This is a genomic window from Roseimaritima multifibrata (assembly GCF_007741495.1).
Taxonomy (GTDB): Bacteria; Planctomycetota; Planctomycetia; order Pirellulales; family Pirellulaceae; genus Roseimaritima; species Roseimaritima multifibrata.
Genome location: NZ_CP036262.1, coordinates 1,243,333 through 1,266,740 on the forward strand (window position 1 = coordinate 1,243,333; position 23,408 = coordinate 1,266,740).

Consider the following 23,408-nt stretch of genomic DNA (forward strand, 5'->3'; position numbering starts at 1 on the left):
CGATGCTGTGCGCCAAATGGTCGGTTTCCTTGGGCGTGAGCCGTCCGCTGGCACGACCTTCAATTTCGTCAATTATCGGAGCGGCTCACGCCGTGCCGATACGCTCGAAAGGGGACGCAATCCCTTAAGCCTTCACCATTCGGGACTTAGACCCGCAGGCTCGCCCAGATCATGGTATTCTGTGGTGAATTCGTTCTTTAGTCCCGGTCGCTTTCCTCGCAACTGCCCAATTTTACTCAGCGATCAACCTGCTGGATCATAATGACTCGAATCTTAATCGTTGAAGACAGTCCGACTCAGGCGACGCAAATTCGATTTTTGATCGAAGAGGCGGGGTATGATGCTGTGGTCGCAGAAGATGGGCTGGCGGCCCTTGAATCGTTGGCAAATCAGCCGTGCGATATTGTGTTGACCGATTTGCATATGCCGAATATGAACGGCTTGCAATTGGTCGAAGAGGTTCGCAATCGTTATGAAACGATACCGGTGATCTTGATCACCAACGATGGCACGGAAACCATCGCAGCTCAGGCGTTGCAAAAAGGGGCGGCAAGCTATATCCCCAAACGCTATCTCGATTCGACGTTGCTCTCCACGCTAAAAGGCATCGTCGAGATGCAGGATGCCGCCAAGTCGCGGCAGCATATTCTTAATACGCTGGTCGAATCTCGATCGAAGTATATTTTGGGGAACAACCAGGAATTGGTTGCCGTCCTTGTCCAGCACCTGGAAACCGAGCTGCGGACCTTTGATTTCGGAGACGAAACGGGGCTCTTTCAGATTTCGATGGCGTTGACCGAAGCGGTCCTCAACGCGATGGACCACGGCAACCTGGAACTCTCTTCGGCTTTGCGCAGTGATGCAGAAGCGTACCAAAAACTACGGGACGAACGTTGCAGTACGCCCCCCTACGAATCACGCCGAGTCGCCCTTTCGGTCGAACTGACGGCGGAGAAAATCAAGCTGGTCGTCGCTGACGAAGGAAAGGGCTTCGACCCAAGCACCATTCCTGACCCGACCGATCCTGAAAACCTGATGCGAGAAAACGGTCGAGGTCTGATGCTGATCTACAGTTTCATGGATGAAATCCACCACAACGAAACAGGGAATGAGATCACGATGATTAAACATCGCCGGGATCCAGATGCCGAGGAATCCGCCTAGCGAGATGACCGGTCGATTGTGATTTGGTGTATTGGATGTCGGTTTCGGTCTTGATGAAACCGACAGCCTATCTGCCCCCTGCGGAGGGGGCTGCGAAAAGCCTTCGGGGCCGCTTTTCCGCTGCGTCGTAGGTTGTATTCGCCTGATGAATTACAATGGGTTTTCTTCTAGGTCTGCACCGACTTCGACAAAACTGCCTCCAACGCGAAGACTTCTATGTTCCGCTTTGCTGCCCTGATGTCCCTTGCCCTTGTAGGTTCCTCTTTTCTTCCCTGCCCGCAGTCGGTTGCCGTCGCCGCTGACGAAAAAGCCTCTAAGCAGGAGGCCGATAAAGAGGGAAAGGCGGAACGCGAAAAAGAGGCCGTTGCCGAGCCTTCGGTTACCCAGGGCACCGCCACGATCGGGGGCAAAAAAATCGACTATACCGCCACCGCAGGCAAGATGCTGATGAAGGATGATGCGGGGGAGGCGAAGGCCGAGGTCTTTTTTGTCGCCTATACCGTCGAAGCGGCGGATGGGGCTAAGCGGCCGATTACTTTCTGCTTCAATGGCGGACCTGGATCGTCATCGGTTTGGCTGCACCTAGGGATGCTGGGGCCTCGACGTGTCAAATTGAATGACGATGCCAAACCGATTCGCCCGCCACACGAATTGATCGAGAATCCCTATTCGTTGCTGGACAAAACGGACTTGGTCTTTATCGATCCGGTCAGCACCGGTTTTAGTCGCCCCGCAAAAGGGCAGAACAAGAACCAGTTCCATGGATTTGACGAAGACGTTCGCAGCGTCGGGCAGTTTATCCATGATTTCACCACCAAGTATGGCCGCTGGGGATCGCCTAAATTCCTTTTGGGCGAAAGTTATGGCGGTCTGCGGGCGGCAGGTTTGAGCAGTGAATTGCAGGGCCGGTATCACATGTATCTGAATGGGATCGTGTTGATTTCGGCGGTTGTCGATTTTCAGACGCTAAGTGCAAAGGGGAACAATGACATCGCTTACGCGTTGTTTCTTCCTTCGTTTGCAGCGACGGCTTGGTATCACAAGGCGCTGCCTGAATCACTGCAGAACCAGAAGGTCGAAGAAGTGGTTGCCCAAGCCGAAGCGTTTGCTCGCGAACCGTACCTGCAAGCGTTATTGGCCGGTGATTCACTTTCGACGGAGAAAAGAGACGAAGTGATCGCTCGGATGGCAGAGCTGACGGGGTTGTCTGCAGATTACATCGATCGCGCGAACCTTCGCGTCAATATGGGCCGATTTGGCAAAGAGCTTCTTCGCGACCGGCGACAGGTCGTGGGACGTTTTGACGGACGCTACACCGGCGTGGACCTAGACCATGTTGGTGAGCGGACCGGGCACGACCCCAGCGGTTCGGCCGTTTTTGGCCCTTTCACTTCCGCGATGAATCAATATTTGCGAGACGACCTGAAAGTTGAAGAAGATCGCGTCTATGAGATTCTCACAGGGAAAGTGCATCCCTGGGACTATAGCGAATTCACCAATCGCTACGTCGATGCCTCTTCCAAATTGCGTGATGCAATCGCTGACAATCCGTACTTGCGAATCTTTGCGGCCTGCGGGTATTACGACCTGGCAACCCCTTCGTTTGCTATGGAATACACCCGTGATCATCTGGGCCTGCCGGTCGAACTACGAGAGAATTTCACGATGGAATTCTACGATGCAGGGCACATGATGTACGTCCATGAACCTTCGCTGATAAAGCTTCGCGAGGACCTGCTTAAGTTCTACGACACAACGTTGGCTGACGCTCCCGCTGTAAAGAAAGAATAGCGATTCAGGATGCTGCTGGAGGGCTCTTGAAGTAGTCTTCCAGGAAGGCTTTGCGATCTTCCGATTGTGTGTACTGAACCAGTGCATAAAGACGCTGCTGGTCCGCGGTCCGCTTGGCAGAGAGGGCCGTGTTGTCTGCGAATGGGGCCGGAGGTGGATCGACGGGACAACGCAATTCGAAAGCTTGCGGCGGGTGGGGGCCGGCTACGATTTCGTGGCGATCGAGGATCGCAAGTGCGGTCGAAAGTCGGTGGTCATGCCGGCTGACCGATTGCAGTTTTTCGTTCAGCCAGTCGAAACCAAACGCTCGAACTTCTTCCTGGTGTTTGCCGAGATAATGAAACAGACGCCCGTAAAAATCGGCGTCGGGATTTCGCCATTCGATGAATTGCATCTGAGTCATTAGATCGCCTTGGGCGTACAGCAGTCGACAAACCGCGGGCAGGTTGTCACGCCCCGCGCGTCCGATTTCCTGGTAGTACGATTCAATCGACCCCGGCGCTTCGGCATGAATGACAAAGCGGATGTCCTCTTTGTCGATTCCCATTCCAAACGCATTGGTGGCCAATACCAGCGGGCAGTCTCCGTTCATGAATCGCTCTTGGATTCGGCGACGCTGTTTGCGGTCAAGGTCGCCGTGGTAGCAGAGGTGGTCGATTCCGGCTTTGCGGAGATAGTCGCTGAAGCGTTCGAGTGTTTTGATCAGTGTGAAATAGGTGATGCCGCTGCTGCCGGTTGGGCAACGTGGATCGGCAAGGATTTCTTGGATGTGAGTGACTTTTTCCTCTTCGTCCCAGATTTCGGCGACTTGAAGGTCTAGGTTTTCTCGTTCGATGCCGCTGTTGAATATCTGGACTTCCGCGGGGGAGAGTCCCAGTTGGCGGAGGATATCCTGTTGGCAGGCAGCGGTGGCGGTCGCCGTGAGTGCAATCGTGACCGGATTGCCAAGTGATTGTCGGATCGATTCCAGGCGGGTGTAATCGGGCCTGAAGTCGTGCCCCCATTCGCTCACGCAGTGGGCTTCATCGACCGCTAAAAGGTGGACGGTGCGCTGGCTTAACGCATCGCAGAAATCGGGTTTGCGAAAGCGTTCAGGCGTGACATAGAGCAAACGGTATTTTCCAGCCGCTAGGTTTGCATAACGCTCTTTTCGTTCATTCGCCGAAAGCGACGAATTGATGAAGGTGGCATCGATCCCTTTGCGACGAAGGGAATCGACTTGGTCTTTCATCAACGCAATTAGCGGGCTGAGAACCAGCACCAGAGCCGGAGAATCGCCCATGGGGAGCAAGGCTGGAAGCTGATAGCAGAGCGATTTGCCGCCGCCTGTCGGCATCAACACAAGTGCATGTTGGCCGGCGAGAAGCCGGCGAATGATTGGTTCTTGCGAGCCACGAAACTGAGCGTGTCCAAATACCTCTCGCAGAATCGTGTGAAGAGAATCCATCTTCGCTGTGGGTGGCTTGATAACGGCGGGGGCGAATGGTCACGGAACGGAGCAAAACGTTCGGTGGGACAGCGAGAACCTTAGCGAATATCGCAAGCGGGAGGCAACCGCCTGAAAAAATCAATTCTTGCCCCGCGTGAGGCAGTCGGGGCCCGCGAGCGGGAATCTCGGATTGAAGCGGCGGGGAGGGGAGTCAGGTTTTCTTTGCACATCCTCCGCGAAAGAACGCTCCCTTAAAGCTACTTTCGCGAAGCATAAGGCTACGGTCCCTCGCCTACGCATTTTGAAGTTGCGCTTTTGAGGTGATTGCTGTGGTCAATCGTCCTGATTTCCGAACTCTTGCGGATGCCTCAAATCATTCGGCGATTCCAGCGTCTTTGCAGCTCCAAGTATCAAGAGTTCCGTTTCCGGTCTTGCCCCGGACCGGGACAAGCCCGGCGGAAGCAAAGTAGCCAACTCCCAAAAACGCAACTTCAAAACGGACGCAGCGGGTTGGGATTTTGACAGCCTGCGGGCCCGGAGAGTCGGCCTGGTTAAATACCGGACAGAAGCAATACGCAACGTTTCGTGGACCGGCAATGCGTCACCTATTCACTTCACGTCGCGGAGCGAAAGGCGACACTAAAAGACGCGATTCCCAGCAGGGGAATAAGAAGGGGCGTTCAGCTGTGGTTTGAAGCCTCAGCCACGCCTCCGGGAAGGCTGTTAAAGCCTTCCGCTATGCACCGCACGTTTCGTGCGGTCTGATTGAGTGAAAAGTTCAGGCAACTAAGCGATTAGGGCTTCGTCGCGAGCTTTCTTTTCAGCAGCATTTTTGTAGTCGACAACATCCCAGACCAAGCCTAGCTTTTTCAGGGTGCAGATGGCCATCCAGGTAACATCGATTTCCCACCATTTGTGACCATGTTTGGCCATCCGTGGGTAAGCGTGATGGTTGTTGTGCCAGCCTTCGCCGTAAGCGACGATTGCGACCAACCAGTTGTTGCGGCTGTCGTCGGTGGTGGTGTAGTTGCGATAGCCCCACATGTGGCTGAGCGAATTTACCATCCAAGTTGCATGAAGAACAAAAACCAAGCGACAGAATACGCCCCAAACGAGGAATGAGATTGCCATTTCGGTTCCGCCCAACCAATAACCAAGTCCAGTGACCAAAAAGCCGTTCAGGACATGGATCGGTAGGAACAACTTGTCCAGGACCCGCATCCCACGCTCTTTCAACAAATCAGGAACCCAGCGCTGTAGGTATTCTTGGCGGCTTCCGGTGTGGGTATGGAAAGCCAGCCAAAACATGTGGCTCCACATTCCGCCGTCTTGAGGCGAATGTGGGTCTCCATCATGGTCGCTATACGCATGATGCTTGCGGTGGTCGGCGACCCAGTCGAGTGCCGAGCCTTCGCCAGCAAGCGTGCCAATACCGGTGAACAGGTAACGGACCCAGGGGTAACACTTCATGCCCATGTGCGTCAGCAGACGATGGTAACCCAAACAGATTCCTAGACTGCCCGTAATCCAGTGCATGAATACGGTGAATGCCAATGCCTGCCACGTGAAGGTGAACGGGGCTGCAAGGCAGACGATGTGGGCTAGTCCAAGCCAGATCAGCGCGTACCAGCTGACGCGACTCCATTGCTTCCGTTCGGAAGCAGGATTCAGGTCGGTCGCGCTTGAGGCTTTCTTTTCAACGGCGACGCCATTGAGGGAATCTTTCTGCTTCCCAGCCTTGCTTTTCTTCGTACGGCGGGGGGGCTTAGGTTGACTTGGATTCGGTTCCAGAGTGGTGGACATCGTCGTCATTTCCTCTTGTGAATTAAGGCCTTGGGGGGCATTGGTTCCCCGAAAGGGGAGTTTTTGTTCGGTTTAAATTCCTTGGCGACATGCTTGTCGCGGCCGGACAGGGGAAGTTTACCCAGATGTCGGTAGGGACAAGTCACAGACAAGGCCTATCCGTGTAACGGAAGTGTAAAAGTCGTTTTTTTTGATTCCCAGGACGGCATTCGTGGGGGGGTAGGTGTCGGTGAATGTTCTCTAGTTGCCAGAGCCTTCGCAACCGGAAGCGGATGTTTTTGGCGGCTGATTTCAGCGTGCATTGCCTTGCGACTAGGTTCTGGGCGAGCGGTACTGCGAGGCGGGTGCGCGGGGGGGGCGTAACGGGCAAAAGAAACTGCCCAGCGACCGAAGTCGTTGGGCAGTTTTGAAGTTTTCAGATTTTGAAATCCTAACGATAGGATCAGTCGCGTGGGCGGCCACCACCACCACCACCACCGCCACCGCTGCGGCCTGAACCGCTACGGCCACGATCTCCGCCACCGCCGGTACCGCGTCCGCGGTTCCGCTGTGGACGGCGTGGGCGATCTTCGTCGTCTCCACCACGTTCGCCACCTTCGGCTTCAGCTTCGGAGGCCATTTCGTCTTCGATGCCAAGTTCTTCGATCGCCTTGCGGCGGCTCAATTTCACTCGGTCGTGCTCGTCGACATCGATAACCAACACTTTCATCGAATCGCCAACTTGGACGACCTTGTCGATGCTGCTGATGTAGCCACTGGATAGTTCGCTGATGTGGCACAAGCCGTCACGTCCTGGAAGGATTTCGACAAAGGCTCCGAAGTCCTTGATGCTGCTGACGGTGCCGTCGTAGATCTTGCCGATCTGAACGGTTGCCGTGCAAGCTTCAACACTGCGAAGGGCCTCTTGAGCACTTTCAGCGTTGCCGCTGGCGATCAAGACGGTACCGTCGTCATCGACTTCGATAACCGCACCGGTTCGTTCTTGGATGCCGCGGATGTTTTTGCCGCCAGGACCGATCAAAGCGCCGATTTTGTCGGCAGCGATCTTGGTTCGCAACAGGCGAGGCGCTGTGGCGCTGATCTCTTTGCGTGGGCGAGAGATCGTTGTCAACATCTTGCGAAGGATTTCGATCCGAGCTTCGCGGGACTGCTTCAGGGTCGCACGGATGATTTCAAACGAAACACCGGTGACTTTCAGGTCTAACTGAATGCCGGTGATGCCGTTTTGAGTTCCAGCGATTTTGAAGTCCATGTCGCCGAAGTGATCTTCGTCGCCAAGGATGTCGGTCAATAGGCACCAGTTGTCTGGTGAGGATTTGACCAAGCCAACCGAGATACCTGCAACCGGATTGCTGATTGGAACGCCCGAAGCCATCAGGCCGAGGGTTGCACCGCAAACCGAAGCCATCGAGCTGGAGCCATTCGATTCCAGGATGTCGCTGATGACGCGGATGGTGTATGGGAATTCTTCTGCGTCTGGAAGGACAGGAGCGATGCTTCGCTCGGCCAGCATTCCGTGACCGATTTCACGACGTCCTGGTCCTCGGATCGGGCGGCATTCGCCGACCGAGAAGGATGGGAAGTTGTAATCGAGCATGAACTTCTTGCTGATTTCGTCCTGCAGTCCGTCAACGCGTTGTTCGTCTCGCGAGGTTCCCAGTGTGATGGTGACCATCGCTTGGGTTTCGCCACGTTGGAACAATGCCGAACCGTGAACCTTTGGAAGCAGGTCGGTTTCGCAGTAGATGGGGCGAAGCGAGGTGCGATCGCGACCATCGGGGCGAGTTCCAGCGACGATCAGGTCGCAGACGATTTTTTCTTCCAGGTCGTGCCAGACCGATTTGAAGCGGTCGGTGCTGATCGCGCCTTCGGCTTTCGGGTCAGGAATGACGTCGCTCATCGCACGATCGCGAAGGGCGCGGACGGCTTCGGCTCGTTCTTGTTTGCCAGCGGTTTGCTTGACCGAACGGAATTCGTCGTAGTAAGCGTTGTTCAGACGCTCAAATAGGCCGTCGTCTTCAGGAACGGTGTAAGGTTCCTTGGTCGGGTTCACTTTGCGATAGAATTCCTCTTGCATGTCGAGGATTTCTTTGATGACGCCGTGAGCGAACTGAATCGCTTCCATCATCTCTTCTTCAGGCATTTCTTGGGCAAAGCCCTCGATCATCGCGACTTCATCGCGGTTGCCGCTGACGATCATGTCCAGTTCGCTTTCCTCAAGGTCATCGACCGATGGGAAAGGAATCAGTTTGCCATCAACTTTGCCGACGCGGACGCTTGCGAGCGGTCCGAGGAATGGCAGGGGGCTGATGTGGCAAGCGGTGGAAGCACCGTTCATTGCCAAAACGTCGCCGTCATTTTGCATGTCGCTGGACATGACGAAGTTCTGGATTTGAACTTCAGCTTTGTAACCGGCTGGCCAAAGAGGGCGGATCGGGCGGTCGATCAGGCGGCTGCTAAGGGTTTCTTTGGTGGTCGGGCGGCCTTCACGTTTCAGGAAGCCACCTGGGAATTTACCGGCTGCTGCGTAGCGTTCGCGGTAGTCACACATCAATGGGAAAAAGTCAATTCCCTGGCGGGCTGGCCCACTGGCAACCGCACTCAATACAACCGTGTCACCGTACTGGACCAGCACCGAGGCGGCCGCTTGCTTGGCCAATTGGCCGGTTTCGAAGGACAGCGTGTGGCGTCCTATCTGCTTTTCAACTCGAATTTTCACTATTTCTTTTCCTTCATACCTACAAATACAAAATATGCACGAGCACCGTTTGCCGTGCAAAACCAACAAAGGGGCGACCGTCAATGGTCGCAACAACTAGGCTCGACCCGTCGGTCAACGGATAGTGTCGCAATGGAGTGCGACGTTCGAGCAAACAACTTCCGGCGGTAGAGAAGCAGGAGTGCGGAGTCCGCTAAATGCGGACTGTCGCTCCTGTCGCGGAACAGCATTCACCGATTAGAGAAAGGGCCGTGGTTTCGACCGCGATTGCGGTCCCAAAATTTCCACGCTGCCCGAATCCTGTGGGCGACCGCTGCGCGGCTCGGGCGGCTAGAGCCGCCGGGGCCCCAGCCAAAGCCACCCACGACAAACTACTTACGGATACCCAAGCGACCGATGATATCCAAATAACGCTGTGGATCTTTGCCACGAACGTAGTCCAACAACCGACGACGACGGCTGACAAGACCCAGCAGGCCGCGGCGTGAGCCGAAGTCTTTGCGGTGGGTCCGCATGTGTTCGGTCAGGCCATTGATCCGTTCGGTCAAAATCGCAATTTGCACTTCAGGGGAACCGGTATCGTCACTCTCGTGACGGAATTCGGTAATCACTTCCTGTTTGCGTTCTTTCGTAATGGTCATATTGTTCTAGATTCTTTTCCAACACTATTAACACGGATTGCACGCCTCCGCAAAATGCGGGGCAAATGACATAAACCACTAGCATGCAAACCGTTACGGCACAGACAGTACGGTAGACGGTGGTTTTTGAACGGTCAGTGTAGCGTCCCTCAGCACTTTTGCAACGGCAAAACGGGCTCCCCACAAGGGAGATTGAAAGGAACGTTTCCCATTCTGACGGAAGGAGAACGCTGCCCGGTTGCGCAACTTATCACGACCCATATCCCAAAACCTCAAAAACCAATCACTCCTCCACTCCTCCACTCCTCCACTCCTTGTCTCCAGCACTACCGCGCCGCCGGTTGCTGCTGGCTGGCACAGTGGAACGCTCCAAGTCCCCAGGCTAAATCGGCCGCGTCGACCGGTAGGACTTCGTAGTTCGGCAGCAAGTTTCGCATGATTCCGAGTGCGACGCGGTCGGTCTCGGGCGTTCGGAACTGCGGGAAGAGGATCCGTTTGTCGCTTAGCATTAGGAAATTGCAGTAGCTTTCAGGGACTCGTTGCCCGTCGATCGTCCGCCTGGGCGGGATTTGGAGGCGATGGATTTCGACCTGAGGCGACGTCTGGCGTCCCCATACGAAGAGTTGCCGGTAGAGTCGCTGCAGCGGTTCGTAGTTGGGGTCCGATTTTTCCTTGCAGGCCGCCACCACGACATTTTGTGGGTCGGTGAAGCGTGCGAGTTGATCGATGTGCCCGTCTGTGTCGTCTCCTTCTAGCCCGACTTCGTCAAGCCAAAGGATTTCTTCGACGCCGAGGAATTGGTGGAGTTCCCGTGCGATATCTTTTTGGCTCCAGCCTGAGTTTCGCGATTCGGTGACCAGGCAGTCCGTTGTCGTCAGGAGACGTCCCTGTCCGTCGCTCTCTAGGGCGCCTCCTTCGGTCGTGAGGCGGCTTGCCAGTCGCGGGATTTTGACTGCGCTGCAGATCGCTTGGGCGGCCGCGGCGTCGAGGCTCCAGGGAGAGTATTTCCCGCCCCAGGCGTTGTAGTTCCAGTCGACTCCGTGGATGGAACCATCGCTTTGTTTTTGGACGAAGGTGGGGCCGTAGTCTCGGACCCAGCAGTCGTTTGTGCCGATTTCAAAGGATGTGATGTTGGAGATGTTGGCAAGCCACTGAGCCGATTCCTCGCGGCACTTGGCTGGCACGAGCAGGCGTACCGGCAGCACTTCCGCGATGTTTCGGATGAATCGCACGAATGCGGGGGGGACTCGCTGGAATCGGCCGGGCCAGGTGTCTCGGCTGTGGGGCCATGCGATCCAGATACATTCCATGGGCTCCCATTCCGCTGGCCAGCGATAAGGGGAGGGCGAGTCGGAGTAGGTGTTCAATTCGTGGGCATCCCGTCGGGAGGAAGGGTGGGGCGGGCGTCGGGGCACTTGGCAAGCAATTGGTATAGTGCGATTCCGGCGGTGACCGCAAGGTTTAGGCTGCGGACCTGGGGGCGGGTCGGCAGGTTTATTGCGTAGGGGCTGGAGAGGTCGAGAATTTCTTCGGGCAGGCCAGCCGATTCACAGCCGAAAATGAACGCGTCGCCTCGTTGCAGGGGGGCGTCCCAAATCGGTCGTTTCGCAAATCGGCTGAAGAACCATTGCCGCTTGGTGGGCAGTTGTTCTTGCAGGGATTGCCAGTTTTCCATTTGGACCCACTCAAGGTATTGCCAGTAATCCATCCCGGCGCGTTTCAGTCGGCTGTGGGTTATTTCGAAGCCGGTCGGGCCTACCAGCCATAATTTTGCCCCGGTGGCAACACAGCTGCGACCGATGTTTCCAGTGTTTTGTGGGATTTCGGGGCGGTAGAGAACAATGTGGGCCGTAGGGTCGCTTGCATCGGCTTGCATCGAAGGGGTCGCGTCTGGGAAACTACCCGGCGACGGTGTTTGCTTTTCCATCTCGGTTTCTCTTTTCAGATTCGTCATGCCGATCCAAGTTACCTGCCCTAGCTGCCTGAGTCGATTCTCTGTAAGCGATAAATTTGCGGGCAAAAAAGGGCCTTGCCCCAAGTGCAAGAAAGAGATCATGGTTCCGTCGAAGACGGACGAGGTCGTCATTCACGCACCCGCAGATGATGCTCCGAAGGATAGCAAGGGGCAGTCGATTCTGAAACCGATCACGCGAAAGGAGACGAAGGTCACCAACCGCGGGATCGCGATCTCTGTTGCCGTCGTTCTCTTTTTGTTGCTTGCGGCAGTCGGCGTGCGGATGGGGGGATTGGGCGAAGGAGGCGGGGCAACGATCGCCGTGATTGTCGTTGGGTTGCTGGTGACTGCCCCGCTTGCTGTCGGGGCGGCCTATTCGTTTGCTCGTGATTCGGAACTTGCGCCGTTTGTCGGCGAAGAGCTGCGGAACCGCGTCTTGATTGTCTCGGCGGTCATGGCTGCGTCGTGGTTGATCTACGCCTATGTGCCGGTGTACGTCATGGGGCTGGGGAGCACTTCAGAGATGTCCTTTTTTGTCGCCGGGGTCATGATTGTGGTCATGCTGGGGATCGGGGCGGTGACCGCCGCCAATGTTCTGGAACTGGAGATGTCCGGGGGGATGGTCGTGGCAGGGACGTATGTGGTTGTTGCCCTGGTGCTGGCGATGGTCGCGGGCATCCCGTTGGCTGGGAAGGCTCCGGCGCGAGGCATGGAGAGGGAGTTGGTCGTTCCTCCGACGGTGCTGTTGTATGATTCTTTGGAATCGCCGCAGTGGGCTGTCCGGTTGGTGCGGGCGGATTCGGTTGCCCGGTCGCCTGCCGCGATCCTGGAGCCGATTCTTTGATCGAGGAACTGCGTGCGCTGGCGGTCCCGCAGCACTGGGTCCGGATCGCTCCGGAGGTCGACGTTCCGCTGACGCCGCGAGTGACTCGGTTGCTTGATAGTCCGCCGCTTCGGAGGTTGGCACGAGTCAGTCAGTTGGGGTTGGTGTCGCAGGTCTATCCCGGTGCCATTCATCATCGCCTGGAGCATTCGCTGGGGGTTTATCGGCATGCCCTCGAAGTCCTGTCGCGGTTGCTGGTCGAGCCTGGGTTTGCTGCGAATATCACCGAGCGTCAGGCGGGGACGTTTGTGGCGGCGTCGTTGCTGCATGACGTTGGGCATTGGCCGTTTTGTCATCCGATTGAAGACATGCAGTTGGCGGGTTTGCCGCGGCATGAGGTGTTGGCGAGGGATTGGCTCGAACAGCCCGAAATGGCCGCCTTGGTGAAGGAGGACTGGAGCAGCGTCGATGAAGTCTGCGACCTGCTGAGCGGGCGGTATCGCGATCGTGGCTCGGAATTGCTGGGGTCTCTTTTAAGTGGCCCGATCGATATCGATAAAATGGACTATTTGGTCCGCGATAGCTTGCACGCGGGCGTTCCGTATGGGCGGCACTTTGATATCCGGCGATTGCTGGGGTCGTTGGTCCCGCATCCCGAATTGCCGCGGATGGCGCTGGGGGAAAAGGGGCGGACGGCCGCGGAGATGATGGTTTTTGCTCGGTATGTGATGTTTAGCGAGGTTTACTGGCATCATGCGGTGCGAAGTGCGACGGCGATGTTGCAGCGAGCGGTTTATATGCTGCAGGGTGAAATCGATCTGGTCGCCATGACGCGACTGGATGATCATCAGTGGATCGCCTCGCTCTGTCGGGCTGCCGAGGGGACGGCCGCGGAGCCGCTGGTTAGTGGCCTGTTCGGCGATCGGCGGCAGTTGTGGAAGCGAGTCGCCGAATTTGATCGGCTTCAGCATGGCGATTTGCATGCCCAGTTGGCTCGACGTCCCTATGGCTGGTTGGTTCGGTGTAGCGAGGCGCTTGCCGGGCGGTTGGCCCGTGACCTGGGGATCGAAGTTGGTTTGGCCGATGTTTTGATCGATGCTCCGCCGGTGAAGCTGGAAGTGGACATCAATATGGATGTCGTTCGCCGCGATGGAAGTGTTTGTCCGCTGGGGGAAATCTCGCCCGTTGTCGAAGCTTTGGCTCGCCGTCAGTTCGATAATCATGTCAAACGTGTCCGTGTCTTTGTGCGTCCGGACATCCGAAAGGCACTTGAGGGGGGGCAACTGGACGAAAAATTGCTGGAAGAGGCAGCTAAATCGGTTGGCGAGTGAACCTGAAAGCCTGTAAATTGCTCCTTCGTGGGAAGGAATGGGAAATACTTTCAGGAATCTGCCGGGAAAACCGGCCAAGAAGGCCGAATCCGTCTTGTCGCATCCGCCTGGATCGCTAAACTCTTCCCTTCTCACGCCACCCCTGACGGGGAACTGGAAGAGAGCAGCCAGCGTAGCTCAGTTGGGAGAGCAGCTGATTTGTAATCAGCAGGTCGTGGGTTCGAACCCCTCCGCTGGCTCTGTCAGCTGGATAGTCGCTAGAACGCGTCAAGTCGAGTTGACGCTGGCGTGCAGAGAAGGTACGAAGTGAGTCGATTGGCTGAGAGGCTGGTCAAAATCGGGGAGTTGCCCGAGTGGTTAAAGGGGGCGGACTGTAAATCCGCTGACTATGTCTACATAGGTTCGAATCCTATACTCCCCATTGGCCGCCTTATGGCGGCGATATACGATAGTTGGTGAAAGCCAAAAGCGGGTGTAGCTCAATGGTAGAGCAGCAGCCTTCCAAGCTGAATACGAGGGTTCGATTCCCTTCACCCGCTCTCAACCGCTGTTGTAGCTCAGTTGGTAGAGCACATCCTTGGTAAGGATGAGGTCATGGGTTCAAGTCCCATCAACAGCTTTTGACACTACTGGAAAGATTCTCTGTAGGAGGCTTTTCGGCGGTGGTTAATTTTTTTTAGTGATAAGTGATTACTGGCACGGCCGCGGTTTTCTCGATTTACGTTGTGGTGTGAAGGCAACGCGAGAGTAACGAGCGGATGTCACGGGGCGTTCCCGTCGGCACAGTCAGTCAGATGGTTGCAGGTGAAAATAATGGCTAAGGCAACTTTCGAACGTACCAAACCACACGTCAACGTGGGCACGATCGGTCACATTGACCATGGTAAAACGACCACCACCGGTGCAATCCTTGCTGTTCAGGCAGCCAAGGGTCTAGCTGAAGCAAAAAACTATTCGGACATCGCCAAGGGCGGTACCGTTCGTGACCAGACGAAAACGGTTACGATCGCGGTTGCTCACGTTGAGTACGAAACTCCGAATCGTCACTACGCGCATATCGATTGCCCGGGTCACGCTGACTTTATCAAGAACATGATCACCGGTGCCGCCCAAATGGACGGTGCGATCCTGGTTGTCAGTGCTGCTGACGGCCCGATGCCGCAAACCAAAGAACACGTGTTGTTGGCTCGCCAGGTTGGCGTTCCTTACATCGTCGTATTCTTGAACAAGTGCGACCTGGTCGACGACGAAGAATTGTTGGAATTGGTTGAGCTTGAAGCTCGTGAATTGCTTAGCAAGTACGACTTCCCTGGCGACGACCTTCCAGTTGTTCGCGGAAGTGCTCTTCCTGCTTACAATAACCCTGCCGATCCAGCTGCAAGTGCTTGCATCACCGAACTGATGGAAGCCCTGGATAGCTCGATTCCTGAACCTGCTCGTGAAGAAGACAAGCCATTCTTGATGGCTATCGAAGACGTCTTCTCCATCGAAGGTCGTGGAACGGTTGCTACCGGTCGTATCGAGCGTGGAGTCGTTAAGGTTGGTGAAGAAGTCGCAATTGTTGGACTTTCGGACACCCCTGTTAAAACGACCTGCACCGGTGTCGAAATGTTCCGTAAGGAACTGGGAATCGGTAAAGCTGGCGATAACGTCGGTTGCTTGCTTCGTGGCGTTAAACGTGACGACATCCAGCGTGGTCAAGTTTTGGCCAAGCCAGGTTCGATCACCCCGCACACCAAGTTCGAAGCTGAAGTTTATTGCTTGAGCAAAGACGAAGGTGGCCGACACACGCCATTCTTCAGCGGCTATCGTCCTCAGTTCTACTTCCGTACCACGGACGTTACCGGAACTGCAAACTTGATCGATGCTGAAATGTGCATGCCAGGCGACAATGTCAAAGTGACCGTCGAGCTGCACAAACCAATCGCTATGGATGATGGTGTTCGCTTCGCTATTCGCGAAGGTGGACGTACTGTCGGTTCAGGTGTTGTTTCGAAGATTCTTGAGTAATCAAGTAACCTCGGTTTTTTAAATCGAGTTAGAAAACATCCAATGACAGAACGGATTCCGCATCGTCGGCCGTTTTGTCATTTGGACGTTACAGGGGTGTAGCTCAATTGGCAGAGCACTGGTTTCCAAAACCAGCGGTTGTGAGTTCAAGTCCCACCGCCCCTGCTTTAAACGCGTTTTTATATTACAGCTGATGCAGATTCACTGGGTTCGTCCCGCAAATCTGCCTATCATCGTCCCTCCCTCCCAGGAGACAGGATCGTTGTCCAGGGAAGTCGCTAGCTCGCAATCATCGACGCCGCTCACGTCCGAGTTGCTTTCGTTCGATGTATACAAACGTAATCAGGGACGTCTGGTTCGGCAGTTAAGCTGCCTCGCCGTGTGGGCTGTCGTCGCAATCGGATGTTGGCGATTGTACGAAACCCTTAAAGGTGGTGAAAGCGCTTGGGTGGGCATGGGTGTCCCCGGAGTGATTTTGGCAGCTGGCCTGTGGATCGGTTACCGATTGGTCAATTGGCCTCGTTTTGCCGATTTCCTGATCGCTGTCGAAGCGGAAATGAACAAGGTCTCATGGCCTTCCAAACAAGAGATGATCCGGTCGTCGATCGTGGTTATCTTTACGATCTTTTTCCTGGCCATTATGCTGTTTCTGTTTGATATCGTCTGGCAGGAAGTCTTTACCTTCCTTGGCGTAACTACCTAGTCTATCCGCTACTTTCGACCAAGGTTCTTTCAATCGTGTCCGATCCCGACGCCACCGATAACGATGTTTCTGAGGAAGTTGTTTCCGAGGAATCTCAGGCAGCGCAACCGGCCGCGGCCGAATCGACTCCTCCTGCCGCCCCGACTCCCGAGGCGGTTGATGACGGTCCCAAAATGGACTGGTACATCCTGAAAGTGGCTTTCAATCGTGAAGATTCGATCCGTGATGGATTGGAAAAACGCGTGCGAATGGAAGGCATGGGAGATCTGTTTGGGGAAATCATCGTCCCCACCGAAGACGTTGTCGAATTCACGCGGAACGGCAAGAAACGAATTTCCAAGCGGAAATTGTTGCCAGGCTATCTGATGGTCAACATGATCATCAATGATGACAGCTGGTTCCTTGTCCGCGAAACCTCCGGGATCAGTGACTTTACCGGAGCCGCCGGGAAGCCGATGCCGATGGACCCCGCCGATATCGAACGCTTCATTCAGAAACCAAAGAATGAAGACGATGAAGATGCCCCGATGAAAACGGCGATCCCGTTCAAGCCAGGGGATCGGGTTCGAGTCAAAGAAGGGAATTTCCAGAACCAAGAAGGCGAAGTCGATACGATCGACGAAGCAAACGGTCGCGTCACCGTGATCATCAATATCTTTGATCGTAGTGTTCCGATGGAACTGGATCACTGGCAAATCGAAGATCTGTAGTCCGCTTCGGTCGCCTCACGTTAAGTGCGATTTCTTCCTATCGGCGATCGGGCAATTTCGATAGGATCTGAGGACTAATTCAGCTTCACCGGAATGGACTCTGGTTTGATGGCCTCTGTGCGTGTGAATCGACTTGCCCCACTTGAATGGGTTCGCGCTGGTGCGACCCTCTTGGTGGTTCTGCTGCACGCTTTAATGCCCTACGTTTCGCAGCCGATGCCGGGTGTCGCTTGGCCCGTTTGGGAAACCGGCAGCACGACCGCCAATGCGGTCTTCTGGGCAATCGAATTGTTCATCATGCCCCTGTTTCTGGTGTTGGCCGGATTTGTGGCGGTTGGATTGATTGGACGGTTGGGGAAAGCCGATTTCTTGCGGCATCGGGCACGTCGGTTGTTGGTTCCGCTGCTGTTCGGTTTGGTTGTTGTTCTGCCAATCGATCTTTATGTTTGGCTGCTCGGCTGGGTCGTTGAGGGGAAGGTCGGCTGGCAAAAAATGCGCAGCCTGAAGATTGATCCTGAAATCGCGAAGAATCTGTGGGGGACAAGCCATCTTTGGTTCTTGCAGTATCTGCTGCTATACAGCGTGCTATATGCCGTCGTAAAAGAGGCGTGGCCTGAGCGTTGGCGGCATCCGGTGAACCGCAGGACTGTCCGTGCAGCGAGTCTGCTGGCTTTGATTGCAATCGGCGGGAGCGTCCTGTTGGTTCGTCCTGAAGTTGTGTTCGGATTCCAGCACGGTTTTTTTCCCGTCGCATCGAAGTGGATATACAACGGGACTTTTTATGCCGGAGGTATCTGGCTGGCCGTTTTTGATTCGCGGCTGAGACGGATTGAACGGAACGGTGTCGGAGTGCTTTTGTTTGGTCTGCTTGGCGGAATCGCGTCGCTTTGGGCAGGGATGCAGTTCCTTCAAGGGGATGCCTCGCGATTGATTCTGGTGTTAGGTGCGGTCGCAACACTGGCATCCGCTTGGGCCTTAACGTTTGGGATTATTGGGGCCGCTGTCCGGTTTGCCCAGCGTCCTCGGCGAATCGTTTTGTATGTCGCAGCCGCGTCGTTCTGGATTTACCTAGCACACCATCCATTCTTGGGATTGGTCCATATTGGGCTGAAGGTACAGTTCCCTGATGCGGCTCCGCTCGGCAAGGGAATGCTTGCTTGGGCAATCGCAACCCTATGGTGTTTGGGGACTTATCAAATCTTCGTCAGGCATACTTTCATCGGACGCATGTTAGGCGTCCGGCACGCAGAAAGAGTCTGCAAGCAATCGGTCGCCAAGGAACTGGCGAACCTCCGTCAAGCCGCGTAGACGCGGTAGGACAGACGGCGGGCAGTGAAATCGATGGGTGACAGTTTCTGAGCGGGATTGTAAGTCCGCGACGGGATGGGTGTCGCCGGAACCACCGTCTGGCGACGGTAGTGTCGTAGCTACACACGCCAGAGCGTGGGCAGGCCGGCGATCTTTCACGGATAGGTTTCCATGTCCCTAGCGAAAGCGGCCTGGAGAGAGGGGGATTTCGTGGGGGAGGTGAAGTTTATAGCTGGCGAAAGTCTGGCTCCCCTCGCCCCTAAGCAAGCTCTTTGTTGCGGAAGAAATCTTAGCTAGTTTAATTCGTGGTCTCTGCCTTTTCGTTTGGTTTGGCGGAGCTTGCTTGGGGGAGAGGGGCTGGGGGAGAGGGGGGATTTTCGCGAGGCGATTTTGCAGTGCAGGCCTGGGTAACGCCGCGCATTTCAAGCGGTTATGCCACGCCTTGCCTGCCTCTGTCGGCCCCCTCTCTCCCAGCCCCTCTCCCCCAAAACAAGCCTTTGAATCGCGTTCAACCGAACTAGCTGGCGAACCGTTGATTCAATATCCAACCTGTTTTAAGCGAGCTTGTTTTGAGGGCGAGGGGAGCCAGATTTTCTTTGCTTATTCTTTGCTCGTTCGCGACGGGATGGGTGTCGCCAGAGCGTGAGCGGGCGGCGATATTTCACGGATAGATTCCATGTCGCTAGCCTGCCGTGCGTTTGCGGTGGCTATTTCAGCACCGGCAAACTTGTTTTGTCCGTGGTTTCAGGGTCGTTGGTTCGGTTCGCGTCGGGGTCCTTCCAGCGGTCTTCCGAGAAGTGCTGGGTGTAGGTTCCGAAATCGTTGAACGCGTATTTTTTGGCCCAGCGGTAGGCCAAGCTTCGTTCTGGAATTTCATCGCCTGGCTGGAACTGGCTGCGTCGTGGGGAAATGTCCTCCAGCTCTTTCATCACCGAGCCACGAGCGGTCGTGTCTCTTGCTCCGTGTCGATTCGCTAGATCGATCAACAGGTCGGGGCGTTCCATGATGACGCAACCACGAGTGTGCTGTGCGGTCAATTCGCGGAAATCTCGCAAGAAGGCCGATTCGTTGAAGGTATCTTTTAGCGATCGTTTGTCGTGAATCGACTCGGTCGCCAGTTGGATGACCGGGCACGGTTCCAGGTCTCCCCAGGGGCCCACGTGATGAGTGAATCCGGTGGCGGCTGGGCAGAGTGCATTGCCCGCGTCGTCGTGGTAGGCATCGATCACGATGATCGGTTTGGTTGCTCGAATGTCGACAACAAATTGGCGGACGCGACGTTGTTCTTCGCTGTTGAGCGCCAGGTCGGGGTTCGATTCGGGGCCGACAGGTCGGTAGATGTGGAACCAGCAGTACATCACGCCCATTTCGATCAGCCGGTCGATCCAGCGTTCAGAAACCAGGTCATCGATATTAGATTTGCAGACACTGGTGCAGACTCCGACCATCAATTTATTGCGGAGTGCCGCTTCCAGGCCTTTCATGGTGTCGTTTAGGACACCGGCACGGCCGCGTCGTTCGTCGCTGATGATTTCGGAGCCTTCCACCGAGATCAGGGGCGTGACGTTCCCCAGTTCGCGAAGTTGAGCGGCAACTTCGTCGGTGATGAAGTGTCCATTGGTGAAGACTTGGAAATAGGCATCGGGATGGGCGGCGAAAATTTTCATCAAGTCTTTGTGCATGAACGGCTCGCCACCGAGGATGCCAAAGAACGCATTGCCCATCTTTTTCGCTTCGTCGATGGTGCGGTTCGCCGCGTCGACTTCGATCCGTTGCTGTTTGGCAGCGACATCAACCCAGCATCCCTGGCAGCGCAGGTTGCAGCTATTGATCACCGACATGTACAGGAACGGCGGGAAGAATTCGCCTCGTTTCAGACGCCGCTTATGTTTGTGAACGCTCAGTAATCCCTTGAATCCAAGGGTCCAAGTTGCCTTCCAAAGGAGACGTTTATCGGTTTCGGTAAGCAGCCGTTTGGCCATCCGAAAGTACATAGATGCAACCGTGTGAGGTTCGAGGATTCTACCGCGGGCAAGTCCGTCTATCTTATCAGACCGGGGCGAGGATGCACCAGCAACTGCGAAATAGTTGTTCGGGGATGGTACAATGAGGGCGATGCCCCCCCGTGGAGGCGGGGGCGACAAAGTTCGCGTAAAAGGACTTTTTTAACAGTTCAGGTATTCTCGCTTCTCTTTTGCCCCTTTGGTCACCTATGATTGGAGAGAGTAAAGGTCTGCAGCGATCGGCTCATTACCCTTTGGTTTCTGTTTTCTGAGAATCATGTCTAAAACAAAACAATCCATTTTGCTGGCTGGCGTGTTGTCTGCCCTGTTGTTGGCGGCTCCTCTGGTCAGCTTGGCCTGCCCGTTTTGCTCGGCGGTTTCGCAGACCTTGCGGCAGGAAATGTCGACGATGGATGCAGTGGTCATTGCCGAATCGATCCCCGGAGAGGTTCAGGACAGTGAAACCGGTAAAATCCGCATGAAGGTTGTGCGAGTTTTGGTAGGTGAGAAAATCGTCCAGGTTGGCCAAACCGTGACCCCCGTTTATTACGGCAACGTTGGCGAAGGGCGTCGGTTTTTGCTGACAGGCGTCGATCCGCCCGATTTGCAGTGGTCTTTGATGCCGGTGACCGAACGAGGTGAAAAATACATTCTGCAGGTCCTCGCACTTCCAGACGATGATGTCGCGCGATTGACTTTCTTTCGCAACTACCTGGAAGACGAAGAGCCGATGTTGGCTCGTGACGCTTATGACGAATTTGCAATCACACCGTATGAAGCGATCATTGCCTTGAAGGATAAAATGGACCACGACCAATTGGTCGCGTGGATCCAAGATCCTGAAATGCCCGCCGACCGCAAACGTTTGTATCTAACGATGTTAGGGGTTTGCGGAAGCGATAAAGATCTTCCGATGCTGAAGGAAATGCTGAGTGGCGAGCAAACCCAGGGTGGTTTGGATGCAATGATCGCTTGCTATTTGACGTTGGCCGGTGAAGACGGTTTGGAGCTGGTTAACGAACGTTTTCTCGGCAATAAACAGGCCCCCTACACCGAAACCTATTCGGCAATCATGGCGGTTCGCTTTCATGGAACCGAGGGAAATACCATTCCTCGTTCCGCCCTCCTCCCCTCGTTGCACCTGATCCTAGACCGTCCTGAATTGGCCGATTTGGTGATCTCCGACCTGGCACGCTGGAGTGACTGGAGCCAAGTTGATCGTTTGACGAAGCTGTTTGTCAACGCAACCGAAGACAACAATTTCGTGCGTGTTCCCGTTGTGAATTATCTCCGTGCCTGCCCGCTGCCCGAAGCTGCGGAAGCGTTGCAGGAACTGGAGAAAGTGGATCCTGAGAGCATTCGTCGATCGAACATCTTCTTTGCTAAACCGATCGCAAAACCAAAACCGGGGCCAAAATCGTCCTCTTCGTTGACTCCTTCGCAGAAGACCGACGAAGAAGAGAAAGTCCTTGAATCGCCGCTGCCAATCGTACCGGTATCAAACATCGGCGTGCAATTGCGCAGCCGCCAAATGCTTGCTTCAGCGAACGGATTGTTGCCCGTCGCTGCAGGGGGGACCGCTGTTGTGGCGGCGTCCCCAGTGAACCGACTAGGGCTGGCAACCGTATTATCGGTAGCCCTGTCAACGATGCTGATTTTCGCATGGTTAACCCTTACTAGCGGGGCCCCGGCAGTGGCGGCCGGGATCGAATCCTAAATTTCTTTAGGTCTAACGAGCCATGGCAACCAATTTGGACTCTACCCAAAACGATTCGCACGACTCCGCGGAGAAAACTGCGCCGGAGCCGAACCTATCGACCGGAAACGCCTACGAAGCGACTTTGACTTCGGTCTCGGGGAGTGAATTCCCTTATCGTGCCCTCAGTCGCGGCGCGATCGCGTCGGTGTTGGTGGCTCCTTTCGCCTTGTTGGGCTTTGTGCCCGCCTTCAAGGTGATGCTGGTGATGTCCCTGATCGGATTGGCCGCAGCGATCTTGGGTTTGCGAGTCACGCAGATGCATCCCAAGGAATATAGCGGGCGGATGCTGGCGAAATTTGGGATGGGGCTGAACCTGTTGTTGCTGGCTGCTGGAATCGGCATGCACGCTTACATCTACGCGACCGAGGTTCCCGATGGTTACGAACGGGTTCACTTCTATGCGTTGCAGCAACCGACCAAATCGAGTGTCGATATGCCGACCGAAGAGGCGGTTGAACTGAATGGAAAGAACATCTTTCTAAAGGGGTATATTCATCCCGCTTCGGGTAACGGCCGTTTGACTCGCTTTGTGCTGGTGCCTGACCTGGGAACTTGTTGCTTTGGCGGTCAGCCCCGTAGTACCGACATGGTGGAGGTGACGTTGACCAAGGGGAACACGATTCGTCACAGTATGATGCAAGTGAAGCTGGCCGGAGAATTTTTGGTTTCCAATGGCGTCCAGAAGGGTGGATTTGATAAACCGGTCTTTTATCGCTTGCGAGCCAACTACGCAAAATAAGACGGATTGAATTGTGAAACCGATAACCGCGCTGCTGACATGTTTGCTGGCTTTCACGGTGTTGCACTCGGCAACGGCCGACGATACCGAGGACGAGAAAGAACGCAAGACACGGGAAGCCGCTTTCGCTCGCGGTGAAATCACGTTCGATGACATCAAATTTGACATCGAAAAGGATGGTGATTTCGAAAAGAAAATGTTGACCGATAAGGTTCGCAAGTTGGAAGGCAAGACGGTTCAGTTACGCGGCTACATTCTGCCGTCGACCCTTTTTCGCGAAACGGATATCAACGAATTTGTCTTGGTTCGCGATAACCAGGAGTGCTGTTTCGGTCCCGGAGCCGCGCTTTATGATTGTGTGATTATTAACCTTGTCGATGGAGTCACCACCGATTTCACGACTCGACCGGTTACGGTCAAAGGTAAATTCCATTTCAAGGAATATCTTTACCCTGACAATTCAGGCCACTTCGCCGTCTTTCAGATCAAAGGGACGGCGGTAAAGTAGCTGGCTTCGCGGC

At 55.1% G+C, this 23,408-nt stretch carries 18 protein-coding genes and 5 tRNA genes; 16 read left to right on the top strand and 7 right to left on the bottom strand.

Features of this window, described 5'->3' with window-relative positions:
• Nucleotides 1-261: 261 nt before the first annotated feature.
• Nucleotides 262-1,164: a response regulator gene (locus FF011L_RS04660; protein ID WP_145350541.1), complete on the top strand. Its 903-nt coding sequence runs from the start codon at nucleotides 262-264 to the stop codon at nucleotides 1,162-1,164.
• Nucleotides 1,165-1,380: 216 nt separating this feature from the next.
• On the top strand, nucleotides 1,381-2,955 hold the full coding sequence (locus FF011L_RS04665) for a S10 family peptidase (RefSeq protein ID WP_145350542.1): 1,575 nt from the start codon (nucleotides 1,381-1,383) through the stop codon (nucleotides 2,953-2,955).
• Nucleotides 2,956-2,959: 4 nt separating this feature from the next.
• On the opposite strand, the gene FF011L_RS04670 is transcribed toward FF011L_RS04665, so the two are convergent.
• The 6 genes from FF011L_RS04670 to FF011L_RS04695 form a co-directional block, all read right to left on the bottom strand.
• Nucleotides 2,960-4,402: a RecQ family ATP-dependent DNA helicase gene (locus tag FF011L_RS04670; RefSeq protein ID WP_145350543.1), complete on the bottom strand. Its 1,443-nt coding sequence runs from the start codon at nucleotides 4,400-4,402 to the stop codon at nucleotides 2,960-2,962.
• 768 nt (nucleotides 4,403-5,170) lie between these two features.
• Nucleotides 5,171-6,187 carry an acyl-CoA desaturase gene (locus FF011L_RS04675; protein ID WP_246109740.1) on the bottom strand — a complete coding sequence of 339 codons (1,017 nt, stop codon included), beginning with the start codon at nucleotides 6,185-6,187 and terminating at the stop codon, nucleotides 5,171-5,173.
• A 442-nt stretch (nucleotides 6,188-6,629) separates the two neighbouring features.
• Nucleotides 6,630-8,909, bottom strand: a complete 2,280-nt coding sequence (pnp, locus tag FF011L_RS04680; protein WP_246109960.1) for a polyribonucleotide nucleotidyltransferase — start codon at nucleotides 8,907-8,909, stop codon at nucleotides 6,630-6,632.
• 368 nt (nucleotides 8,910-9,277) lie between these two features.
• Nucleotides 9,278-9,547 carry a 30S ribosomal protein S15 gene (gene rpsO, locus FF011L_RS04685; RefSeq protein WP_145350545.1) on the bottom strand — a complete coding sequence of 90 codons (270 nt, stop codon included), beginning with the start codon at nucleotides 9,545-9,547 and terminating at the stop codon, nucleotides 9,278-9,280.
• Between the two features lie 326 nt (nucleotides 9,548-9,873).
• Nucleotides 9,874-10,914 (bottom strand): agmatine deiminase family protein, encoded by a 1,041-nt coding sequence (locus FF011L_RS04690; protein ID WP_246109741.1) that lies wholly within the window; start codon nucleotides 10,912-10,914, stop codon nucleotides 9,874-9,876.
• On the bottom strand, nucleotides 10,911-11,501 hold the full coding sequence (locus FF011L_RS04695) for a tRNA (cytidine(34)-2'-O)-methyltransferase (RefSeq protein ID WP_246109742.1): 591 nt from the start codon (nucleotides 11,499-11,501) through the stop codon (nucleotides 10,911-10,913). Before FF011L_RS04695 ends, FF011L_RS04690 begins: the two co-directional genes overlap by 4 nt.
• A 100-nt stretch (nucleotides 11,502-11,601) precedes the next feature.
• Between FF011L_RS04695 and FF011L_RS04700 the strand changes: the two genes are divergently transcribed.
• From FF011L_RS04700 to FF011L_RS04750, 11 genes are all read left to right on the top strand, one after another.
• A complete protein-coding gene (locus tag FF011L_RS04700) occupies nucleotides 11,602-12,345 on the top strand; it encodes a hypothetical protein (RefSeq protein WP_218933011.1) in 744 nt (247 codons plus the stop codon).
• Nucleotides 12,273-13,655, top strand: a complete 1,383-nt coding sequence (locus FF011L_RS04705) for an HD domain-containing protein (RefSeq protein ID WP_218933012.1) — start codon at nucleotides 12,273-12,275, stop codon at nucleotides 13,653-13,655. Before FF011L_RS04700 ends, FF011L_RS04705 begins: the two co-directional genes overlap by 73 nt.
• 166 nt (nucleotides 13,656-13,821) lie before the next feature.
• Nucleotides 13,822-13,894, top strand: a tRNA-Thr gene (locus FF011L_RS04710).
• Between the two features lie 100 nt (nucleotides 13,895-13,994).
• Nucleotides 13,995-14,076 (top strand) — tRNA-Tyr (locus FF011L_RS04715).
• Nucleotides 14,077-14,123: 47 nt separating this feature from the next.
• Nucleotides 14,124-14,194: transfer RNA gene (locus tag FF011L_RS04720), tRNA-Gly, on the top strand.
• A 7-nt stretch (nucleotides 14,195-14,201) separates the two neighbouring features.
• A tRNA-Thr gene (locus tag FF011L_RS04725) sits at nucleotides 14,202-14,274 on the top strand.
• 194 nt (nucleotides 14,275-14,468) lie between these two features.
• Entirely contained in the window at nucleotides 14,469-15,665 is a 1,197-nt protein-coding gene (tuf, locus tag FF011L_RS04730; RefSeq protein ID WP_145350547.1) for an elongation factor Tu, read from the top strand.
• Nucleotides 15,666-15,757: 92 nt separating this feature from the next.
• Nucleotides 15,758-15,830, top strand: a tRNA-Trp gene (locus FF011L_RS04735).
• Nucleotides 15,831-15,858: 28 nt separating this feature from the next.
• Nucleotides 15,859-16,368, top strand: a complete 510-nt coding sequence (secE, locus tag FF011L_RS04740) for a preprotein translocase subunit SecE (protein ID WP_145350548.1) — start codon at nucleotides 15,859-15,861, stop codon at nucleotides 16,366-16,368.
• A gap of 35 nt (nucleotides 16,369-16,403) precedes the next feature.
• Entirely contained in the window at nucleotides 16,404-17,078 is a 675-nt protein-coding gene (gene nusG, locus FF011L_RS04745; protein WP_246109743.1) for a transcription termination/antitermination protein NusG, read from the top strand.
• A 108-nt stretch (nucleotides 17,079-17,186) separates the two neighbouring features.
• Entirely contained in the window at nucleotides 17,187-18,386 is a 1,200-nt protein-coding gene (locus FF011L_RS04750; protein WP_218933013.1) for an acyltransferase family protein, read from the top strand.
• A 707-nt stretch (nucleotides 18,387-19,093) separates the two neighbouring features.
• Here FF011L_RS04750 and FF011L_RS04755 read toward each other — a convergent pair.
• The gene (locus FF011L_RS04755; RefSeq protein WP_145354980.1) at nucleotides 19,094-20,368 is read right to left on the bottom strand and encodes a radical SAM protein; all 1,275 of its coding nucleotides are present in this window, start codon (nucleotides 20,366-20,368) and stop codon (nucleotides 19,094-19,096) included.
• Nucleotides 20,369-20,666: 298 nt separating this feature from the next.
• Between FF011L_RS04755 and FF011L_RS04760 the strand changes: the two genes are divergently transcribed.
• Genes FF011L_RS04760 through FF011L_RS04770 form a run of 3 tightly spaced genes read left to right on the top strand, consistent with a single transcriptional unit; the run spans nucleotide 20,667 to nucleotide 23,395 of the window.
• Nucleotides 20,667-22,106: a hypothetical protein gene (locus tag FF011L_RS04760; protein ID WP_246109744.1), complete on the top strand. Its 1,440-nt coding sequence runs from the start codon at nucleotides 20,667-20,669 to the stop codon at nucleotides 22,104-22,106.
• A 22-nt stretch (nucleotides 22,107-22,128) separates the two neighbouring features.
• Complete coding sequence (locus FF011L_RS04765; RefSeq protein ID WP_145350550.1) at nucleotides 22,129-22,887, top strand: DUF3299 domain-containing protein; 759 nt, start codon at nucleotides 22,129-22,131, stop codon at nucleotides 22,885-22,887.
• Nucleotides 22,888-22,900: 13 nt separating this feature from the next.
• Nucleotides 22,901-23,395 (top strand): DUF3299 domain-containing protein, encoded by a 495-nt coding sequence (locus tag FF011L_RS04770; protein ID WP_246109745.1) that lies wholly within the window; start codon nucleotides 22,901-22,903, stop codon nucleotides 23,393-23,395.
• Nucleotides 23,396-23,408: the final 13 nt, after the last annotated feature.

Coding starts and splice junctions, on each gene's coding strand:
- FF011L_RS04660 (WP_145350541.1), top strand. CDS start 262: ATGACTCGAATCTTAATCGTTGAAGACAGTCCGACTCAGGCGACGCAA.
- FF011L_RS04665 (WP_145350542.1), top strand. CDS start 1,381: ATGTTCCGCTTTGCTGCCCTGATGTCCCTTGCCCTTGTAGGTTCCTCT.
- FF011L_RS04670 (WP_145350543.1), bottom strand. CDS start 4,402: ATGGATTCTCTTCACACGATTCTGCGAGAGGTATTTGGACACGCTCAG.
- FF011L_RS04675 (WP_246109740.1), bottom strand. CDS start 6,187: ATGTCCACCACTCTGGAACCGAATCCAAGTCAACCTAAGCCCCCCCGC.
- rpsO (WP_145350545.1), bottom strand. CDS start 9,547: ATGACCATTACGAAAGAACGCAAACAGGAAGTGATTACCGAATTCCGT.
- FF011L_RS04695 (WP_246109742.1), bottom strand. CDS start 11,501: ATGACGAATCTGAAAAGAGAAACCGAGATGGAAAAGCAAACACCGTCG.
- FF011L_RS04700 (WP_218933011.1), top strand. CDS start 11,602: ATGGTTCCGTCGAAGACGGACGAGGTCGTCATTCACGCACCCGCAGAT.
- tuf (WP_145350547.1), top strand. CDS start 14,469: ATGGCTAAGGCAACTTTCGAACGTACCAAACCACACGTCAACGTGGGC.
- secE (WP_145350548.1), top strand. CDS start 15,859: ATGCAGATTCACTGGGTTCGTCCCGCAAATCTGCCTATCATCGTCCCT.
- FF011L_RS04750 (WP_218933013.1), top strand. CDS start 17,187: ATGGCCTCTGTGCGTGTGAATCGACTTGCCCCACTTGAATGGGTTCGC.
- FF011L_RS04755 (WP_145354980.1), bottom strand. CDS start 20,368: ATGGCCAAACGGCTGCTTACCGAAACCGATAAACGTCTCCTTTGGAAG.
- FF011L_RS04760 (WP_246109744.1), top strand. CDS start 20,667: ATGTCTAAAACAAAACAATCCATTTTGCTGGCTGGCGTGTTGTCTGCC.
- FF011L_RS04765 (WP_145350550.1), top strand. CDS start 22,129: ATGGCAACCAATTTGGACTCTACCCAAAACGATTCGCACGACTCCGCG.